This window comes from Moorena sp. SIO4G3 (assembly GCF_010692305.1).
GTDB lineage: Bacteria > Cyanobacteriota > Cyanobacteriia > Cyanobacteriales > Coleofasciculaceae > Moorena > Moorena producens_A.
In genome coordinates this window covers 1-18,765 of record NZ_JAAHIG010000164.1, presented here as the reverse complement: position 1 = coordinate 18,765, position 18,765 = coordinate 1, and the positions used below count along the sequence as shown (strand labels likewise).

Genomic DNA, 18,765 nt, shown 5'->3' with positions numbered 1-18,765 from the left:
TCTTTATATACAGTCAGCGACTAATCGCTGTCTTAAGATATACTTTTTAATTTACTTGATCAACAGTCTCTTAGGCTACGCCGTACATCTGTTTCAATATCATAACGATATAGTGTGATGTCTAAGATATGATTAGACCCAATCAGGAGACTGATCAACTATGGCATTTAGTGACTTTAAAACTATAGCTGATGTACAGAAACACTATCAAATTAAATACGAAGAAGGAACATTTATAGTTTCTCAAGACACTGAACCACCCGAAATTTTCTTGAAAGACCTAGAGTTTTATAAAGAAACAATAGATGTATTCAGCTCGGAAGCGTCCCGGAGTGAAATTATCATTTCACCATTGTTGCGAGAACTCTATAAAAAATACTATCAAACCTATGCTTTCTGGATTCAAAAAAGCATCTTCTATGATCAAGTTTTGTCAGGTACTCCTGACTATATATTTTCGACAAAATCGGAATTAGGAAAAACGGTTTTAGAAAAACCCTTAGTTATTATTCTTGATGCAGTCGCTCATGGGGGAAACCCCCAAGACCGCGCTGCATCGCTTATTGAAGCGAAGAAAAATGATTTTCAACAAGGTTGGGGGCAATGCCTTGCCGAGTTGGTAGCTTCCCAAAAAATCTTAGGTGCGCTTTCCGTTGGCGAATTAAATTCGCCACGGGTCGCACCTCAAGATATTCAACGTCCTGTTTACGGCATAGTTACTGATGGTAATTTATGGCAGTTTGGACGATTACAAAGGGACATTTTCACTCAAAATATCGAAAATTTTACGATTGATAAATTGTCCCGATTATATGGAGCATTAGACTATCTTATCCTGTTAACGGAAAACTATACTAATAACGAGTAATATTCCTAACAATTTACCTTGAGCTAATATAATTATTATAATATAATTCCTGTCCGCCATTAATCTCACGCTCCCCGATCGGGTGAGACGTGAGGCAACTGCTTGTTGAATGGTAAACGTGGCTCAAAGCCTTGCTAGTCAATCAATTTACTCCAAGTTTGTGGTCCGACGATACCATCAGCCGTTAAGCCTTGTTGTTTCTGAAATCTGATCACAGCACTTGCGGTGCCTGAACCAAAGATACCATCTGCCTGAGTTCCCACCCGACGTTGGAGATATTTTACCGTGGTCCCTCCAGCATGATTAGGTCTAAGTATGGGTTGCTCAAGAATCTGATTAATAGTCTGCCATGTCGTCGAGTCACCAATTCCAGTTTGGTTAATTCCCACAATAGCTTGAAATGTTTTTATTGCTGCGATAGTCCCCTGACCAAGAGATCCATCTTCTACTAATGGCTGACCAGCAGGACTTTTGATTTTTAGGCGATTGAGAGATTTTTGTAATTCCAGCACATTATCGTCAGAGGAAGATTTAGTAGTGGGTGGCTCTTCTCCTGTTAATCCTTTAACAATTGCATTAGCTAATACTTCTGGATCGTAGAGTGCCATATCTTTCTGGGAATCACAAAAGCAGCTTTCTATCAGAATTGCTGGCATATTGGTATATCGGAGGACATATAAATGAGAGCCATTTTTCACCTTTCTATTGAAGTAACCCAACTCGACTATTTTTTCTAAAACTGGCTGGGCAATTTTTTTGGCAGTATCACTAATCGCAAATACTTCTACCCCATTAGCTTGACCATTAAACCCATTAAAATGAATTGAAACAAACTGATCAACTCGATTAGCATTGGCAATATTGCACCGTTGCCGCAGCGAGCTGCCCAAAGTACTCGCACTCTTAGGCTTGCATTCAACTACCTGATGTCCCAAGTCTCTCAATTTGGAAATTACTCTAGTTCCCACGTCTCTAGTCATTTCATCTTCTACTCTGATACCTTGAGCTCCTGTATCAGGGGGCAAGTTGTGACCAATATCAATTCCGTATTTCATGAAACCTTCTGAATCTCTCTAATTAGCCCTTTTCTCCAATTCTCTTCTATGTTAGTGGATTTAAGCCAATGGTGCTTAATAAAATTTAATAAACTGCTCCTTCGAAAACTCACACTGAACACTTTTGTTTTCTAAATTGATCCGGATCAAGAAATCTTAAAAAATAACGTAAGCTATCAGCTATCAGCTATCAGCTTATGTGCTATGCACACGCTACGCGAACAGCTAATGGGCTACAGATGGTGCTACTAGATCGGTACTTTTGAATAAGCGATGCAGCTTCGGAACAGGGGGTTTCCCCCACTCGCGCTTTGCATGGCTGACAACAGGTAACCATTTGTTTAATCTGAGTTAAGTCACAGGTTAGAACCCTGTTCCACAAAGCTGTTCGCCCAGGGTGAGCCTTTAGCTGACCACTGACCGCTGACCGCTGACCGCTGACCGCTGACCGCTCAATGCTTACCTGAACTTTAAATTGAAGCTTGAGCACAGCATAAAGTAATGGGTAATAGGAAATTGGCTTAAAATTCCCCATTACCCATTAACTTGTCCTAAATTACCAACTAACTATCCTGTAGCTTTCTTTTTGGGTTATTGATAGTAAAAACCAGGCTTTGAGATTGGTACAATCCTACAATTTAACCGTAACTGTCTTGACCTCGGTGTATTGCTGCAAGCCATACTCCCCAAGTTCACGACCAATCCCAGACTGCTTGAAACCACCGAAGGGAGCAGCGGCATCAAACACATCGTAGCAATTCACCCAGACAGTACCAGCACGGACATTGTTTGCGATCGCATGAGCTTTAGTAATATCCTTTGTCCATACAGCTGCGGCTAAGCCATACATAGTATTATTTGCCCGCTGAATCACTTCATCCATATCTTTGAACTTAATAATGCTCATCACTGGTCCAAAGATTTCTTCTTGGGCAATCTTCATCTGATCTTGGACATCAACAAACACTGTCGGTTCGATGAAGTAACCGCGATCGCCAACTCGACCACCACCACACAACATCTGAGCTCCTTCCTGCTGACCAGACTCAATATAGCTCATCACCTTATTGAACTGTTCGAGATCCACTTGGGGTCCCTGTTCTGTGTTAGCATCAAACGGGTCACCAACTGTACGATTTTGCGCCCGTTTCACACACTTGTCTACAAACTCGTCATAGCACTTCTCTTCCACAAACAGTCGCGAACCAGCACAACAGCACTGTCCTTGGTTAAAGAACAGGGCAAAGTGAGCGCCCTCAATGGTTTTATCCATGTCAGCGTCAGCAAAGACAATGTTAGGACTTTTACCACCAAGTTCTAGAGTGATGCGCTTGAGGTTACTCTTGGCAGCAGCTTCCATAATTAGATGCCCTACTTCAGTGGAGCCGGTAAAGGCAACTTTATCGATATCCATATGATGTGAGATCGCAGCCCCAGCGGTTGGTCCATAGCCTGAAAGAATATTCACCACACCAGGAGGGAAACCTGCTTCCACAATCAGTTCACCGATCCGCAACGCTGATAAAGGAGTCTGTTCCGCTGTTTTCATCACCACGGTGTTACCAGCTGCCAATGCTGGGCCTAACTTCCAAGCTTGCATCAACAGTGGAAAGTTCCAAGGAATAATCTGACCAACCACTCCCACAGGTTCATGGCGCGTGTAGCAGAAGTAGGGTCCGTTGATGGGAATTGTTTTGCCTTGAATCTTATCTGCCCAGCCAGCATAGTACCGATAGCAGGCAATGACTAGAGACACATCTGCATTAAAGGAATCACGATAGGGCTTCCCATTGTCTAGGGTTTCCAGCCGTGCTATTTCTTCCTTGTTGGCTTCGATTAAGTCAGCTAGCTTGTAGAGTAACTCCCCCCGCTGGGTGGCCGACATTTTCGGCCAGTCTCCACTGGTAAAGGCTGTCCTAGCCGCCACTACTGCTTTATCAACGTCTGGGGCATCAGCCTCAGCCACATCACAGATCACCTCTCCTGTAGCAGGGTTAATCGTCTCGAATCGTTTCCCGGAGGTGCTGTCTACCCATTCGTTGTTAATCAGCAGCTGAGTTTGACCGATTTTGACCGTTGGCTTTGGTGTTGCCTTTGGTGTAGGGGCGGTGACCATAATAGTCTCCTGTTGTTAAGTTGATTTTTTATGACATCCGATACTTTTTAGCTACCAAAATCTACTTTGCAGATTTTAGCCCACTAATGCAAGCTGCTCTCGCAGCCAGGGGGTATCTCCCAAGGCCAAGATCGGTTTTGTTCCGCTCTTGGCGCAATTATTATCTGTGTTTAATAGAAAACGCAACCACTATCATTAAAGCTTTGGTTTTCGGCTTCAATTCAAGGAACCAGAATGTTTTCAATGACACTAGATTACTCATCAAAGTATAACATATTTTTGGAGATACTGCCAGATATTTGGAGAAAATCGTCAACAGTGGCTAGCCTCAATTCTAATGGTGGATTGTCAACTTAAAATTTAACTAAAAATATAGATTTTATTAATATTTTATTTACGATTGTTAACTTATTTTAATTTTTTGCTGAATTTTGTTAATACTTTAACTATAGTATCCCTACACAAATGTTGAATGACAATTAAAAACCTAGACAAATAGCCTCTAATTTGATAAACTAGAGGCTAACAAAAAAAACAAAATGTTATTTCGATGATATCAAATTTTCCAAAAATAGTCAAAAAACACCTAGGGAAACTACCTGATGATGATTATCCAGTCCTCAATACTTTCTTATTTGTGTCAACCTGGCTAGAATTTGTTCTAGATCAAAGCCAAATTAGTATGAGAAGTTTATTCAAGCGTCTAAATGTGCGTGGTATAGACGTAGACATATCGACTTTTTCTAAGGCGAGCAAAGTGAGAAATCCAATGGTGTTTTATAATTTGTTCGTTGACTTAATAAATAATCTCAAAAAAAGCCAAAAGATAGATAAAAATAAATTAGCATTGTTTCCTATAGATTCAAGAATAGTTACCTTGACCAGTAAGTTGTTATGGAATCAAGGATTTCATCAAGTTAAACTATTTAGTGGATTAAATTTATTAACGGCAGAGGGGGAATACTGGTTCATTTTGGCCAAGGGCACGATAGCAAATATGGGGACTTAACACTAGAAGAAACTCCCAAAAACGGAGTCAGTGTAATGGATAGAGGATTTGCGAGTTTGCTGAGAATCCAAACCCTAAAGAGCAAAGATAATCGTTATTTTGTCTTAAGAATTAAAAACAATGTCAAGCTAGAAATGTTGGAGGATGGGCAGAACCTAATCGGAACAGAAAAAGATCAAGTAGAAGCGAGAGTGGTCAACTTTTGTGATGTCGAAACTCAGACGGAATTTAGACTAGTTACTAACCTACCAGAAGCAGGTGAATCAGGAATAAGTAATGAAGAAGTTGGGAATTTTTATCGTTTACGGTGGCAAATAGAGTTGTTCTGGAAGTTTTTGAAGATGCATCTAAAACTCGATAGATTAATAACAAAGAATGTTAATGGAATTGAGATTCAAATCTATACCTGTCTCATCGCTTATGTCTTATTACAATTAGTTGTTATTCCGAAATATTTCGGCAATAAACTTTTAGACAAGCTCCGATATTTACAAGCTTTTATGTGTGAAAATATTAGCTATGTCCATTGGTTTTATAAGATGGTATTTTCGTGAAGTTATCTGGCGTGTTATAGGTGTAGTGTGTCTAATGTTATTTACATAATTAGGTGGATTCAACATTTCTGGTATTCCTAATTATCCCTATGGTAATATCTATAGAGCTTCTGATATTAATGAGATTCCATACACCTAGATTCTAAGAGGTTGTCTGAGAAGTCTCATTTGCTACATTCAAGCCCCCTAAATCCCCCAATTTTCGGGGACTTTTAGCAACAAATTGATTCTTGTTCCCCCCAGAATTGGGGGGCTAGGGGGGCAAAATTCAGTATCAAAAAACTTTTCAGATATCCTCTAAACACCTATTTTTTACCAGATCCGCTATTCCCTATTCCCTATTCCCTATTCCCTATTCCCTATTCCCTATTCCCTATTTACTAAAATCCAAAACTTGTGTACCTAAACTATTTGATTATTTGATAAATTCTATAAAATATTACTATCTAATCACCCATTCTCAATGTTTGGCTGAACTCCATAGGTTTTAAACTTGTCTATAACTATCTGCATTTCTTCCTCACTCAATAATTGAGGTTCTCCATAAATCTTGTTAACACTGAGGATTTTGATATACATTTGAGCCAAGGTTTCTAGCTCTTGGGCGACTTTCAGAGCGTGCCTTATATCTTTGCCACAGGCAATCATACCATGATTTTTTAACAAACAGGCAAGGGAATTTCCCAGTGCTTTTAGGGCGTTGTTGCTAAGTTCTTGAGTGCCAAAGGTAGCATAATCAGCTACTTTTATACTGCTCCCACCTGTCCTAGCCACCATATAATGAAAACTGGGTATAGCTATACCCATACAAGCCAATGCTGTAGCATGGATGCTATGAGTATGGACAATAGCATTGACATCAGTTCGATTCAAAAGTATGTCATAGTGAAATCGCCATTCACTGCTGGGTAAATAACGATTATTCTCAGCAAAAACAGGTTCTTTGTCTTTGCCGAAGTAAATTTTGCAGAGTTTATCAGGAGTTAGGTCTTCGTAGTCTAGTCCACTGGGAGTAATTGCTATTGCCTCACCGATACTGTCTCTAACCCTGACACTGACATTACCACTGGTACCTTGATTGATACCAAGACTGTTCATGCGAAGACAAGTATCAATCATCTGCTGGGCGGTTATGGTTTCAACAGGGATTGACTTGATGATCATACTAAGTTGCACCTGATCGGGAAATTTAGGGACTTTATCAACAATCCTATCCCCCTTGAGCACCACAAGGATATAGCAATCCTAATTCCTAGGCAAACAATACTCCCCTAGTTCATCAGTTTGAGTTGTGAACTGTCACTGTTGAGGAATCATACAAGATTGCTATAAACACCGATACACCGATAATCCAAGCCAATCTTAATCTTTTTATCGGTATTCTTACCCTTGCTGCAATCACAATCAATTGCTATGTATAGCCATGGTAATTAATTTATTGACAATAACACGGGATACTATTCTTCAAGAGCGACCCGTGATGGCGAGCAATCCCTTGACCGTAGGTCACGCGGGGCGCGTTCGCCATCACGTAAAGCGTACCTAAGCATTTTCACCCTCCTGACCCTCTTTCTCCTTTTAACCATCTTCCCCATCTTTCCGCTTTTACACTGTTTCACAACTCCAATCGGATGGCTACAGCATGAATTAAAGCCGAGGAACACTCAACAACAAAAGTCGCCTACCACTATGGCAACAGCAATAGGCGACTAACTCCTCTCTATGGATTAGATAATTACATCAATTAGGTAACATTGGCAACAACAGAGTGGTACTTGACCAGATCAGCGATCAGCTGTTTGGCTCTTTGACAGTAGCTTGAACATCCACGCTCTGAACACCTTCAACCTGGATTGCCAAAGGTGCAATCTGACTCAATTGATCATCAGACGAGACTTTTCCTGAGATAGTCACAATTCCCTCTGCCGCTTCAACTTCTAACTGGCTATTGGGGAGATTGGTTGCCAAATTATTGAGTACTAAATTGGCTAGTTGGTCATCATCATCAAGGTTTTCTAAGTTACCCAAGGCTTGATTTTGCTCTTGAGTAGTTCCAATCTTGGACTCGATTTCCTCTTGGGTTCCTTGGAGCATGGCATCCCCTTGGTTTCCTTCAGGCCGTAAGGTGACTAGTTCTTCATCTTTTTGATCTATAGAGTAGGAGGCTTCATCACTTGTTTTAGCTTCATCGCAAGCAGCAGCACCAAACAGAATCACTCCACCTAGTAAAATTGGCATCAACTTATTCATCTTTAGTTTCTCCTTGTTCTCTACTTTTATTTACTCCAATTGAGTCCGGTTGATTACTTCTTATTCAGGCAAATTGGGACGTATTAAGTGTTAATTATAAAGTTAACACTTACACTATTTAAACGATTTACTTTCCGAATTAACCTGACTACTAAGTAGTCAAACATACGGGATATAATTCCCAAAAACACCAAACTTAGTGAGCTGAATTTTCTAAATCTGAATTTCCCATGACTCCTGTTGGTTCTGGTTCCGATTGAGCATGAGATCTTGAGGGCAGAATTACATGGTCAACAACATGAATAATGCCGTTAGTGGCTTCAATATCTGCTTGAGTTACCTGGGCATTGTTGACACTAACATTACCGTCTTCACCTACTTGTACTGTCACTGATTTTCCAGCGATAGTGGTAATTTCTCCCGACTGGATTTCACTGCTAGGAACTGCACCACTTACAACATGATACTTTAGCAGCTTTACCAGTACTTCTTTGTTTTCTGGTAGTAATAGACTGTCTAAGGTCTTTGCTGGCAGTGCAGCAAAAGCATCATCGGTGGGAGCAAATACTGTGTAGGGTCCTTCACCTGCTAAGGTTTCCGTTAAGCCCGCTGCCTCAATTGCTTTGACAAGGGTTTGGAATTGATCATTGCTCGCAGCTTGCTCTACTAGGTTACTGGTTGTAGATTCAGTTTCAGTGGTAGCTGGCATTTCTACCTTTTTACCCTCTTGAAGGGGTTTATTCAAGGAATCGGGGGCGCTTTCTACCATAGACTCAGTCATAGACTCAGTTGCACCATTGAGAGCATCTTTAACTGAGTTTTCTGTTTTTTCTTGCGCTATTGCAGGGAAACTGATCAGAGCACTTAATCCCAGAATACCTGTTAGCAACTTAATGCGAGTTTTCATTTAGATCATCTCTCCTGAATGCTAGGTATAGTTGACGCTTTCCAACTAATTGTTCGAGGTATAGTGATCGAGATATAGTCATCATCACTATCAAACCAGATCGGTTGTCTAAACCTATTAATTAATGAATGGTTAAAAATTGATAACTATACACTCTCAACACTCTCACTGATTGGAAAGCTAAGTTATATCAAGTCTGGAAGCCTCATGATTAATTAACCAAATTTTCCCACCATTCCCCATTCCCCATTCCCAAAAGGGGCAGTTTATCTGTTGCAGGTATTTAGAGAATTGGTATTGGTATTTGGTATTGGTATAAGAGCGATGCAGCGCGGTCTTGGGAAGGCAGCGCGGTCTTGGGGGTTCCCCCCATGAGCGACTGCCGTGGTTTCCCCCACTCGCGCTTTGCATCAAGAGGTGCGACCCGTGGCGAATTTAATTCGCCAACGGAAAGCGCACCTAACAAGGATGATTTCCTCCTAGGCACAATCTACCTATAGACGTTTTGGCAAGTTCCCCGAAAATTTTGAGGGTGCCAGAGTCTAAATTACCCTGAATTTCATCTTGTGCCTGTTGGGGGGTTAGACCTGCTAGAATCAAGCCTTGAAATACCCACCCTAACCCGGAACTATTGTTATTGTTTAGTATTTGCTGCATTTGATTCACCACAGTACCTCCCAACTAAATTGATGATTTCCTGGGCTTCATAGTTTGAGATTATTACCCAAAAGTAAAAAAGTCGGTAAGGAAGTTAGGGATTAGAGATTAGGGATTAGGCATTAGGCATTAGAGATTAGAGATTAGGATAATGCTATAATAATCAGACAATAAAATCCCAACCTAGAAGCTATTTTCCTAAACCAGCGGTAAACGTATCTCAAAGCAGCTACCAACCCCAACCTGAGAGGTAAGGGTGATTTTTCCCCCATGACTGTGAGTGATTGCTTGAGCGATCGCAAGTCCCAACCCGGTACCCCTCTCTCGGCGAGAACGAGCTTTATCTGCACGCCAGAAGCGATCAAATACAAACGGCTGATGTTCAGGGGCAATACCAATGCCAGTATCCTCAATCATGACCAGGGCACAGCGATTCTGTTTGACAACAGTAACAACCACTTTTCCTTTAGAGGGTGTGTATTGCAGGGCATTCTCTAGCAAGTTGGAAAATAAACGGGTCAGTTGCCCTTCATCCCCAATTACAGAGACTGTTGTCAGGCAGTTATATTCCAAAGAAATCTGCTTATCTTGAGCAAATGATTCTAGCAATTCCACCACATTCTGCAAAACTGTATTGAGGGAAATTGGGACTGACTTTCGGGTCGGAATTGACAAGGCTGCATCAGTACGAGCTAAAAATAGTAAGTCTTCTGCTAAGTGGCTCATCTGATCTGTAGCGCTAGCAATAGCCACTAACTTCTTAGCATCCTTGGGATGAATGCGCTCAGGATGATTTCGCATCACATCCACAGAGGCTTTAATTGCTGTCAGAGGACTGCGCAATTCATGGGAGGCATCAGCAGTAAACTGTTTAAGCTGCTTAAAACTTTGCTCAATCGGCTCAAGAGCTTTCTGGGTCAGCCAAAGTCCACCGATACCAACAAACCCTAGAGCGATCATTCCTCCCATTCCTAATCCCCAAAATAGTTGGCTTTGGACAATTTCTACATCCTCTGTGGATTGACTGGCTCGAATATACCCCTCTAGGGATGGCTGGCTTGGTTTCGAGGTGTCTTTAAAGACAGAAATTGTAAAAGTCCTAATTGGCTCTGATGTCTCAGGGAGTTGTAGAGTCCACGAACCCAGTTTTGGTGGGAAAGTCAACACAATCACACCTCGCCTTGCCAATAGTTGACCGTTAGCATCAAACCATTCTAGGCTTTGTTGGTCTCGGTTAAAGATATCTCGCCAGGGGACTTCATCAACTTGTTCAATGTATTGACTCCCTTTCACTTCTACTTCTGTAAATGATGGGGCGGCGGATTGGGCTAAAGTCCGTAGTTTTTTGTCAAGTTGCTGGTACAGACTCTGTGTTAAAAACACATACACACCCGCACCAAATACACTTAAAATTGCCGCCATTACCATCAGGTAATACAACAGAAGACGCCAGCGCAAACCTTTAAACATCTGGGAATTAGTAATTAGTAATTAGTAATTGGTAATTAGGTAAGCATTCAGCCGTCAGCTGTCAGCTGACGTAATTAGTAATTGGTAATCGGTAACTGACCCAACTATACTTGATATCATTCGTTGCTTCACGAACGCCGTCAACTTACCCTACACCGAACGCCAAAGGCGAACAACCTGCCAACTTTCAACCTACCAACCTTAAACCTGCAACCTACCCTACACCGAACGCCAAAGGGAACCTTGGCCAAAAGGCCACGCGCTTCGCAGCAAAGCGGGACTTCGTCCATCGCGTTCAACCTGCCAACTTTCAACCTGCCAACTTTCAACGGTAACAACTGAATAGTGGAATTATATCAAGTTCGGATAATTAGTTATAATCAAGCTTCCCTTCCTCTGAAAAAACATTGCATTGCCACTCGCTATGCCAAAAACCGTCACTGTTGAATCCCATTTGAGTTCGGAGGAACTCTACTCTCGTTACCGGGCGAGCACCTCGGAGGTGGAACGGGTGTCACTATCAAATCATCTGGTTACTTGCCGATGGGAAAACTCCAGCAACGGAAGCTCGAAGTTACTGGTTATAGCCGAATTTAGATAAACCCAACTTCTGCGACGTTATAACCAGCACGGACCAAATGCTTTGGGCGATCGACGACACTCAAATCCGGGAAAACCAACTCAACTCAATGATCTACAACTTGCACAACTGTGGCAAGTCCTAACCGGACCGGCTCCTGATGGAGGGTTATGGAACGGTCGTTTGGTAGCGGATTGGTTAAGTGAATTGACAGGAGTTCGGATTAGCCGTTATCGAGGATGGGAATATCTTCGGGACATGGGTTATCGCGCTATAGTCCAATGACCCCAAGATCAGGAAACTTCCGAACTCCCGCCAACAGCAGTGGAAAAAAAATGACCTTTAGACCTGGCATATCTTCAAGCCAAATACCCGATCGCAGACATTGAGGTCTGGGGAATGGACGAACATCGTTTGGGGCTACTGCCAGTGATGCGTCGAGTCTGGACAGTTGAGGGGGAACAACCAATTGCCCAGGTCAAACATCAATAGAGCGTGGTTGCGGTGCGACCCCGGTCGGGTTTCCCGACAAGGGTGAATGCGCACCAAGAGAGACAAAACTTAGTTGACATTTTACGGTACAACACGCTACTATAAGTATGTTGTCAACATTAGTCAGGTGACCAAGTATCTTAAACCTAAAGAAGCTTCTGAGTTACTAGGCGTTAACGTCAGGACGTTAGCTAGATGGGAAAAGGCCGGAATTATCCAAGCAATTAAAACACCATCAGGACAACGGAGATATGATGTAGAATCCTATACTCACTCCTTCAGTGTCAAAAAACAAACAGTGCTTTATTGTCGAGTTTCTAGTCATGCTCAGAAGCCAGATTTAAACAGGCAAGTGGCCCAATTGCAAGCTTTATACCCAGAAGCCAGAACTATTAAAGAAGTTGGTGGAGGATTGAACTTTAAGCGAAAAAAACTACTAGAACTTCTCAGTCAAATTCTTAAAGGTGAAGTCAGTCGAGTAGTTGTTGCTCATAAAGATAGGCTGGCTCGATTTGGTTTTGATTTGTTTAACTGGCTTTGTGAACAAAATAAGTGTGAGTTGATTGTTCTCAATGAAAAGGAACTTTCACCACAAGAAGAAATGGTAGAAGATGTGCGACGTGAAGTCGTGCGTATAGTGGAACTCATTCCACAAGAACAGAGGAGCCGTCTCCTCCAGGAAATCCTTTCTTCCTGTTCCTAGGTAAAAGAGTCTTAGACTTCGCCGGTGTCAAAAGTAAGTAATGAAATTGGCAGATAGCAAGGCACAAAAGCCGAACATACTTCCAGCCTAAAGAGGTACGTTTTGCCAGGGAAAGTTCCAAAAGGGTTAACGAAAGTGAATCTCCCCAAGCTCCGTTATCCATTGATGAGTGAAATAAGGCTGATACACTTTGACCAAAAGGTGAGCAGGACGAGTAATTAGATGTCTTCGCTAATTACGACTGGACTTAGCTTCTGCCGGAGTATAGGAGGAACCCAAATGGAACGAAGGTTCTACGCACGAAACACGGTAAGCCCTATGAGTTCTCAAAACTAATTGAGTAAGTCAACCGCAAGGAAGATGAATCACTCAGAGGGTAAAGGAGGTTGGAAAAAGCAAATGTCCCTGTGTAATGCAGAGAATAGGGGTTCAATTACCCCACATCGAAAGATGGCAGACTTCCAACTGGTCTTAAACGATAAACCTTTGTAAAGAATCCTTTCCTAGATGAAAGATAGAACCAGTAATGGTATTGGAATCAAGGGACAAACCTTAGAATGGACGGACATTAACTGGAAGTCCGTAAAAAGGAACGTTAGGAAACTAAGACAAAGAATTTATCGGGCAACTCAGAACGGGGAGTGGAAAAAGGTCAAAAGCCTAATGAAACTCATGCTACGTAGTCACTCCAACCTGCTACTATCAGTAAGACGAGTAACCCAAGAGAATCAGGGGAAAAAGACAGCCGGAATTGACAACCAAACTGCTTTGACCCCTAGAGAAAGGGAGAAACTGGTGAGGGAAATGACAAAAAACACTCCATGGAAGGCATCGCCAACTAGGAGAGTCTACATACCAAAAGCAAACGGAAAAAGGAGACCGTTAGGAATTCCCACAATTAAAGACCGAGTCTTACAAGCAGTAGTCAAGAACTCCTATGAACCGCACTTTGAAGCCCAGTTTGAAGCCAATTCCTATGGATTTAGACCAGGAAGAAGCGCTCTCGACGCTATCGAACAATGTTTCCTTCGACTTCAAAGAGGAAAAGATAAATGGGTATTAGACGCGGATATCAAAGGAGCATTTGATAACATAAACCATTTATTTATACTCAAAACTATTGGTAAACTACCAGGAAGAGAGTTAATAAAACAATGGCTGAAAGCAGGATATGTTGAGGCAGAGATATTTAACGTAACAGAAAGTGGGACACCCCAGGGCGGTATCATCAGTCCACTACTAGCAAATATTGCTTTAGATGGGTTAGATGAACTTCTCAAGAAGTATCAAAAAATAACCATCCAAACCAGAAAAAGTGGCAAACGCAAGGGGCAAAAGGAAAAAGTGAAATCTCCCATGTACGGTTACTGTCGTTACGCAGATGATTTCATTATCACCGCTCGAAACGAAAAAGATATCAAAGCCGTAGTACCCATCGTTGAAAAGTGGCTAAGTGAAAGGGGACTGACTCTAAACAAAGAAAAAACCTCTATCGCCCAGATAGGACAAGGAATTAATTACCTTGGATATAACCTACGCCAATATAGAGGAAAGCTTCTCACTAAACCACAAAAGGAAAAAGTGCTAGCTTTTCTCCAGAAATTAAGAAACTGGCTCAAGCCAAATAAGTCACTCCCCCAAGAAATAGTCATACAAAACATCAATCAACAATTAATAGGATGGGCAAACTACTACAGAACGGGTGTTAGTAAAGAGGTATTCTCCTACATTGACCACATGGTTCATGAAATGCTATGGAATTGGGCAATCAGGAGACACCCCAACAAAGGGAAGAAGTGGGTTAAGAACAAATACTACCAACCATTGGAAGGGAGGCAATGGATATTCGCTACAAAAGTCAAAGATAGACGTGGTAACCTAAAGACAAACTCGGTAAATAAAATTTCTAAAATCCCGATTGTACGTCACGTCAAAGTCAAAGACACCTCATCCCCCGACAACCCCACCCTAGCCAAATATTGGGAAAAACGAAAAACCACATTGGGGAAAACCCGATGGGATAAAGATTCAAAGTACTATAAAGTCGCCGAGAATCAAAAATGGAAATGCCCGATATGCGGTGAAAATCTGTTCAATGGAGAAGAACTACATACCCATCACATAGTCAGGGTAAAAGATGGGGGAACGGACGATTCTACAAACTTAGTCCATGTACATAGAGCCTGTCATCTACATATACATACAGGGTCACGGTCTGAGAAGTCAAAGGCTTGAGCCGGATGATATGAAAGTGTCAAGTCCGGTTCTTAGGGGGGGAAGAAATGGTGACATTGATTCCCTACCCGACATCCTGGCAATTCTTCACTGTTTTTCAAGTCGATTGTATGGACTAAGAAAATACAAGACTCTGTTCAAAAATGATCCCGAATTATGCAAAGAGCCTTCAAAACCAAGTTAAAACTGAATAACAAACAGAAAACCTTAATGGCTCAACACGCCGGTTATTCAAGATGGATTTGGAATTGGGCGCTTCGGATGTGGAACGAGGCTTATAAAGAGGAACTAAAACTGTCAACTAACAAGCTCAAAAAGTTCTATACCAATCACGTCAAGCCTGATTATCCGGGAGCATCCCAATTTGGCAAATCCATTGCTCAAACTAACGAAAATACTAGGGATTAAAAGCATAATTTAAAGTGTTATGTGAAAAAATGGGATGCTCCCGATTATCCCTGGCAGTCTACCCTAAGTTCAAGAGTTTATCAGTTTGCCTTTCTGCATTTAGGTGAAGCATTCAAGCGCTTTTTCCAAGGTACGGCTCAACATCCTAAATTTAAGAAAAAAGGACGAAATGATCGCTTTACCCTTGATAACTGCGGTAAGGTTATGGTTTTTGAAGGGAGAAGGTTAAAGCTTCCCTTTATTGGATGGGTTAGGACTTATGAACCTTTACCTGAAATCCAGACTAAACGAATAACCATCAGTCGAGTGGCGGACTCTTGGTATTTGTCTGTAGCTTATGAGTTTGACCCCGAACCTACAGTTAAAACCAGAGACTATTTAGGTGTTGATGTTGGGGTGAAAGTTCTCGCGACTTGCTCAGATGGAACTGTATTTCCTAATCGACGAGCTTACAAAAAGGCTCAAAAGAAGATAGCATTACTTCAGCGACAATTAGCTAGAAAAGAAAAAGGCTCATTGAATAGGGATAAGGCCAGATTGAAACTAGCCAAAACCTACCAACGAGTCACTAACATCCGGAAAGATACCATTGATAAATTAACCTCCTGGCTTAGCAAGAACCACGCTGTCATAGGGTTAGAAGACTTGAATGTGTCCGGTATGTTGAAAAATCATAAACTAGCAGGTGCTATTGCTGATTCTGCCTTCTATGAGATTCGTCGCCAACTAGAATATAAATCCGAATGGTACGGCTGTGAATTAGTGTTTGCCGATCGGTTTTTTCCATCCTCTAAAACCTGTTCTAGTTGTGGTTACATTCAAGAAATGCCACTAACACAACGAGTTTTTAGCTGCTTCGCTTGCGGTGCCGTCAAGGACAGGGATTACAACGCAAGTGTGAATTTACAGCATAAAGCCCACGGGCTTCTTGGTGATAGCCTGTGTAAGTGAGTAGGGCCGACCCCTCACGCAACCCAAGTTTTTGGAAGAAGCAGGAAGTAAACGTTAACGTGCTAATTATACCGCGTTATATCAGTTTTACAAAGCAGTGGGTCTATGCTTTTGTTCACCCGGAGTCGGGAGAAACCTATTGGTGGCTTTTGCCATTGGTGAATACACAATTGTTCAACCCTTGTATTAGCAGATTTTGCCCGAGAATTTCAATGGGATTTGAATAAACGAGTGCTACTAGTGGTAGACCAAGCGGGATGGCACATCCCATTAGATGTGGTGTTACCTGTTGGGATTCATCTGTTTGAGCTACCGTTACATTCGACTCAGTTGCAACCTGCGGAAAGGTTGTGGCCGCTGGAAACGCGAGATTGTGGCCAATCATTCCCCCAAAAATATCAACTCCGAACGAGGATTTATTGGTCTATCGTTGTCAGCAATTGCTGGGTCAGCAAGCTGACGGGGTGACAAACAGCCTTGGCCAAAAGGCCACGCGTGCGCGTTCAAAGCCTTACAGGGTGACCGGGTGTGGGGTGACGGGTGTAGGGGAAGATCAGGAGCTGGCTAGGTGGCATTGGATCGTTTAATCAGGTTTCGGAGCGATTGTTATCCCACCGGATCACTCCAAATTCCCTGTCTTGATGCAGTCGCTCATGGGGGAAACCACGGCAGTTGCTCATGGGGGGAACCCCCAAGACCGCACTGCCTCCCCAAGACCGCGCTGCATCGCTGTCAGCCATGCAAAGCGCGAGTGGGGGAAACCACGGCAGTCGCTCATGGTTTGTTCGCGTTCGCCTTTGGTGTGGCCTACGGCCAAGGGTCGGCAGGCCTTGAAGTTACCGTAAGATAGGGTCGCCTTGTCAGCCATGCAAAGCGCGAGTGGGGGAAACCCCCTGTTCCGAAGCTGCATCGCTATTAACAAATATTTAACCCTTTTCTGCATAACCTGCTAACTATTTTGGCTCCACAATAAACAGGTTTCGTCTCCGGGGGAACCCCCAAGACCGCGCTGCCTTCCCAAGACCGCGCTGCATCGCTTCTATTTTCCCCACCCCCTACCCCCCACACCCTACACCCTGTCTAGTTTTTAGCCTTGTTGTCACCCCCTGAGGTCAGCAAGACGCTTATTGGGGGGCTGACTTGCTTTGACTGGTGGCCGAGGACCCGCCAAACCTAATTATAAGTAATCATCCGAACTTGATATTACGGATTTACAAATAGGTCATGAACAATCTTGCTGATTTCTCATAACATCAAAAACTCTTCGGAGCTCTTTCCTACTGTTCCCTCTGACCTGTTACCTTTTCACTTTTCCTATCAATTCTATGTTTACATCTCAAATAAAAACCCTATACTTAAACACATTGTCTTGATGCAAAGCGCGAGTGGGGAGGGGCTACATCAAGACAAGACTTTGGCAAGAGGTCTAGTGATCCATCCTTCATCCTTAATAATTCCTAGTGATTTTTAATAATTCCTAGTGATTTTTAATAATTCATCCTTATTCAGTCACAATTCATACTTACTTTATAATACACCCTTCACAATTCATACTTACTTTATAATACACCCTTCACAATTCATACTTCTTGAAGAATTTAGCCTTCATAATTGATAATTCTTAAAGAATTTAGCCGCCCTAGGACTTGATTTTCTCCAGTCAATGAATTACGATTCTCTCTAGAGAACGAAAAAAATAAATGGGTGGCAACTTTAATTGTGCCCCCATCGGTAAGATAGCTGTTTTTGCCTTATTCAGGGTGCCCTTACTTCCAAAGTTTGTGGTTGCCAAGTTAAACATGGTGCTTAAAACTCCCTAGGGTCTTGGATTATCCCAAAACTCGATCATAGGTATGGGTAACTCCAACTAGGAGCCTATAGAGTTAATCACTAAAAAAGAATCTCCAGGATTCTAGTGGGTCGAGTGTGGAAATTTTCGTTCCAAACTTAACCAATTCATCAGGAGATTTGTCTCAATGGCACTTATAACAATTAATGATGTTCAGGAATCAGAGAGCTTTTTGACTGAGCTCAACCATACAGATGTGGCGATGGATCAAATCAACGGAGGTGATTGTAAACCGAAAGGATGGAACCCATGTGACTGGGTCTGGAATCCCTGCTTGGGTTGGGTCCGTAAATGCCAGCCCAAAAAAGACCCCTGTTGGTAAGCACCATTACAAAATTAATTCCCTACTCCCAATCTCTGTAACCCTTACAATGTAAGGCTTTGAGCTTTTGGAAATGTGTAATTAATTTTGTGCATCTGCTTATTAAAGTATTAATTTACATCGTCTGGTTTTGGTAATGCCACCATTATCCCCCAACTTTTCGGTGCGACCCGTGGCGAATTAAATTCGCCTACGGAAAGCGCACCGGGGGGGACTTTAACTTACTTTTCTCCCCCAGGATTGGGGGTCGCGGAATCATAGCCAGAATCAGTAACGCCTGATACCGAGTTGCGTTCAAACACAGAAGGTAGTGCGAGCATCTTGCTCGCGCGGGCTTTT

General features: G+C 42.3%; 18 protein-coding genes and 1 pseudogene. 10 read left to right on the top strand and 9 right to left on the bottom strand.

Annotation, left to right across the window (positions count from 1 at the left end):
- Positions 1–160 precede the first annotated feature (160 nt).
- Entirely contained in the window at positions 161–868 is a 708-nt protein-coding gene (locus F6J99_RS24940; RefSeq protein WP_293116301.1) for a hypothetical protein, read from the top strand.
- A 134-nt stretch (positions 869–1,002) separates the two neighbouring features.
- On the opposite strand, the gene F6J99_RS24935 is transcribed toward F6J99_RS24940, so the two are convergent.
- The 3 genes from F6J99_RS24935 to F6J99_RS24925 form a co-directional block, all read right to left on the bottom strand.
- The gene (locus tag F6J99_RS24935) at positions 1,003–1,923 is read right to left on the bottom strand and encodes an N-acetylmuramoyl-L-alanine amidase (RefSeq protein ID WP_293116299.1); all 921 of its coding nucleotides are present in this window, start codon (positions 1,921–1,923) and stop codon (positions 1,003–1,005) included.
- Between the two features lie 202 nt (positions 1,924–2,125).
- The gene (locus tag F6J99_RS24930) at positions 2,126–2,458 is read right to left on the bottom strand and encodes a hypothetical protein (RefSeq protein ID WP_293116297.1); all 333 of its coding nucleotides are present in this window, start codon (positions 2,456–2,458) and stop codon (positions 2,126–2,128) included.
- A gap of 96 nt (positions 2,459–2,554) precedes the next feature.
- The gene (locus F6J99_RS24925) at positions 2,555–4,039 is read right to left on the bottom strand and encodes an aldehyde dehydrogenase family protein (protein ID WP_293116295.1); all 1,485 of its coding nucleotides are present in this window, start codon (positions 4,037–4,039) and stop codon (positions 2,555–2,557) included.
- 550 nt (positions 4,040–4,589) lie between these two features.
- Here F6J99_RS24925 and F6J99_RS24920 point away from each other — a divergent pair.
- Positions 4,590–5,602: pseudogene (locus tag F6J99_RS24920) on the top strand (IS4 family transposase).
- A 450-nt stretch (positions 5,603–6,052) separates the two neighbouring features.
- On the opposite strand, the gene F6J99_RS24915 reads toward F6J99_RS24920, so the two are convergent.
- The 6 genes from F6J99_RS24915 to F6J99_RS24890 all read right to left on the bottom strand — a co-directional run bounded on the left by F6J99_RS24915 (position 6,053) and on the right by F6J99_RS24890 (position 10,886).
- Positions 6,053–6,766 carry a class II aldolase/adducin family protein gene (locus tag F6J99_RS24915; protein ID WP_293116293.1) on the bottom strand — a complete coding sequence of 238 codons (714 nt, stop codon included), beginning with the start codon at positions 6,764–6,766 and terminating at the stop codon, positions 6,053–6,055.
- A 627-nt stretch (positions 6,767–7,393) separates the two neighbouring features.
- Entirely contained in the window at positions 7,394–7,852 is a 459-nt protein-coding gene (locus tag F6J99_RS24910; RefSeq protein WP_293116291.1) for a BON domain-containing protein, read from the bottom strand.
- A 196-nt stretch (positions 7,853–8,048) separates the two neighbouring features.
- Positions 8,049–8,759 (bottom strand): fasciclin domain-containing protein, encoded by a 711-nt coding sequence (locus F6J99_RS24905; protein ID WP_293116289.1) that lies wholly within the window; start codon positions 8,757–8,759, stop codon positions 8,049–8,051.
- Positions 8,760–9,025: 266 nt separating this feature from the next.
- Positions 9,026–9,157 (bottom strand): hypothetical protein, encoded by a 132-nt coding sequence (locus F6J99_RS24900; RefSeq protein ID WP_293116287.1) that lies wholly within the window; start codon positions 9,155–9,157, stop codon positions 9,026–9,028.
- Positions 9,158–9,218: 61 nt separating this feature from the next.
- Positions 9,219–9,416, bottom strand: a complete 198-nt coding sequence (locus F6J99_RS24895) for a hypothetical protein (protein WP_293116285.1) — start codon at positions 9,414–9,416, stop codon at positions 9,219–9,221.
- Between the two features lie 198 nt (positions 9,417–9,614).
- On the bottom strand, positions 9,615–10,886 hold the full coding sequence (locus F6J99_RS24890) for a HAMP domain-containing sensor histidine kinase (RefSeq protein ID WP_293116283.1): 1,272 nt from the start codon (positions 10,884–10,886) through the stop codon (positions 9,615–9,617).
- 110 nt (positions 10,887–10,996) lie between these two features.
- Between F6J99_RS24890 and F6J99_RS24885 the strand changes: the two genes are divergently transcribed.
- The 8 genes from F6J99_RS24885 to F6J99_RS24850 all read left to right on the top strand — a co-directional run bounded on the left by F6J99_RS24885 (position 10,997) and on the right by F6J99_RS24850 (position 17,100).
- The gene (locus F6J99_RS24885) at positions 10,997–11,221 is read left to right on the top strand and encodes a hypothetical protein (protein WP_293116281.1); all 225 of its coding nucleotides are present in this window, start codon (positions 10,997–10,999) and stop codon (positions 11,219–11,221) included.
- A 275-nt stretch (positions 11,222–11,496) separates the two neighbouring features.
- On the top strand, positions 11,497–11,751 hold the full coding sequence (locus tag F6J99_RS24880) for a helix-turn-helix domain-containing protein (RefSeq protein ID WP_293116305.1): 255 nt from the start codon (positions 11,497–11,499) through the stop codon (positions 11,749–11,751).
- A 334-nt stretch (positions 11,752–12,085) separates the two neighbouring features.
- Positions 12,086–12,661 carry an IS607 family transposase gene (locus tag F6J99_RS24875; RefSeq protein ID WP_293116303.1) on the top strand — a complete coding sequence of 192 codons (576 nt, stop codon included), beginning with the start codon at positions 12,086–12,088 and terminating at the stop codon, positions 12,659–12,661.
- A 507-nt stretch (positions 12,662–13,168) separates the two neighbouring features.
- A complete protein-coding gene (gene ltrA, locus F6J99_RS24870) occupies positions 13,169–14,896 on the top strand; it encodes a group II intron reverse transcriptase/maturase (protein ID WP_293116279.1) in 1,728 nt (575 codons plus the stop codon).
- 156 nt (positions 14,897–15,052) lie between these two features.
- The gene (locus F6J99_RS24865) at positions 15,053–15,304 is read left to right on the top strand and encodes a helix-turn-helix domain-containing protein (RefSeq protein WP_293116277.1); all 252 of its coding nucleotides are present in this window, start codon (positions 15,053–15,055) and stop codon (positions 15,302–15,304) included.
- Positions 15,305–15,325: 21 nt separating this feature from the next.
- The gene (locus F6J99_RS24860) at positions 15,326–16,255 is read left to right on the top strand and encodes an RNA-guided endonuclease TnpB family protein (protein ID WP_293116275.1); all 930 of its coding nucleotides are present in this window, start codon (positions 15,326–15,328) and stop codon (positions 16,253–16,255) included.
- A gap of 219 nt (positions 16,256–16,474) precedes the next feature.
- The gene (locus F6J99_RS24855; protein WP_293116273.1) at positions 16,475–16,723 is read left to right on the top strand and encodes a hypothetical protein; all 249 of its coding nucleotides are present in this window, start codon (positions 16,475–16,477) and stop codon (positions 16,721–16,723) included.
- A 185-nt stretch (positions 16,724–16,908) separates the two neighbouring features.
- Positions 16,909–17,100, top strand: a complete 192-nt coding sequence (locus F6J99_RS24850; protein WP_293116271.1) for a hypothetical protein — start codon at positions 16,909–16,911, stop codon at positions 17,098–17,100.
- Positions 17,101–18,765 lie beyond the last annotated feature (1,665 nt).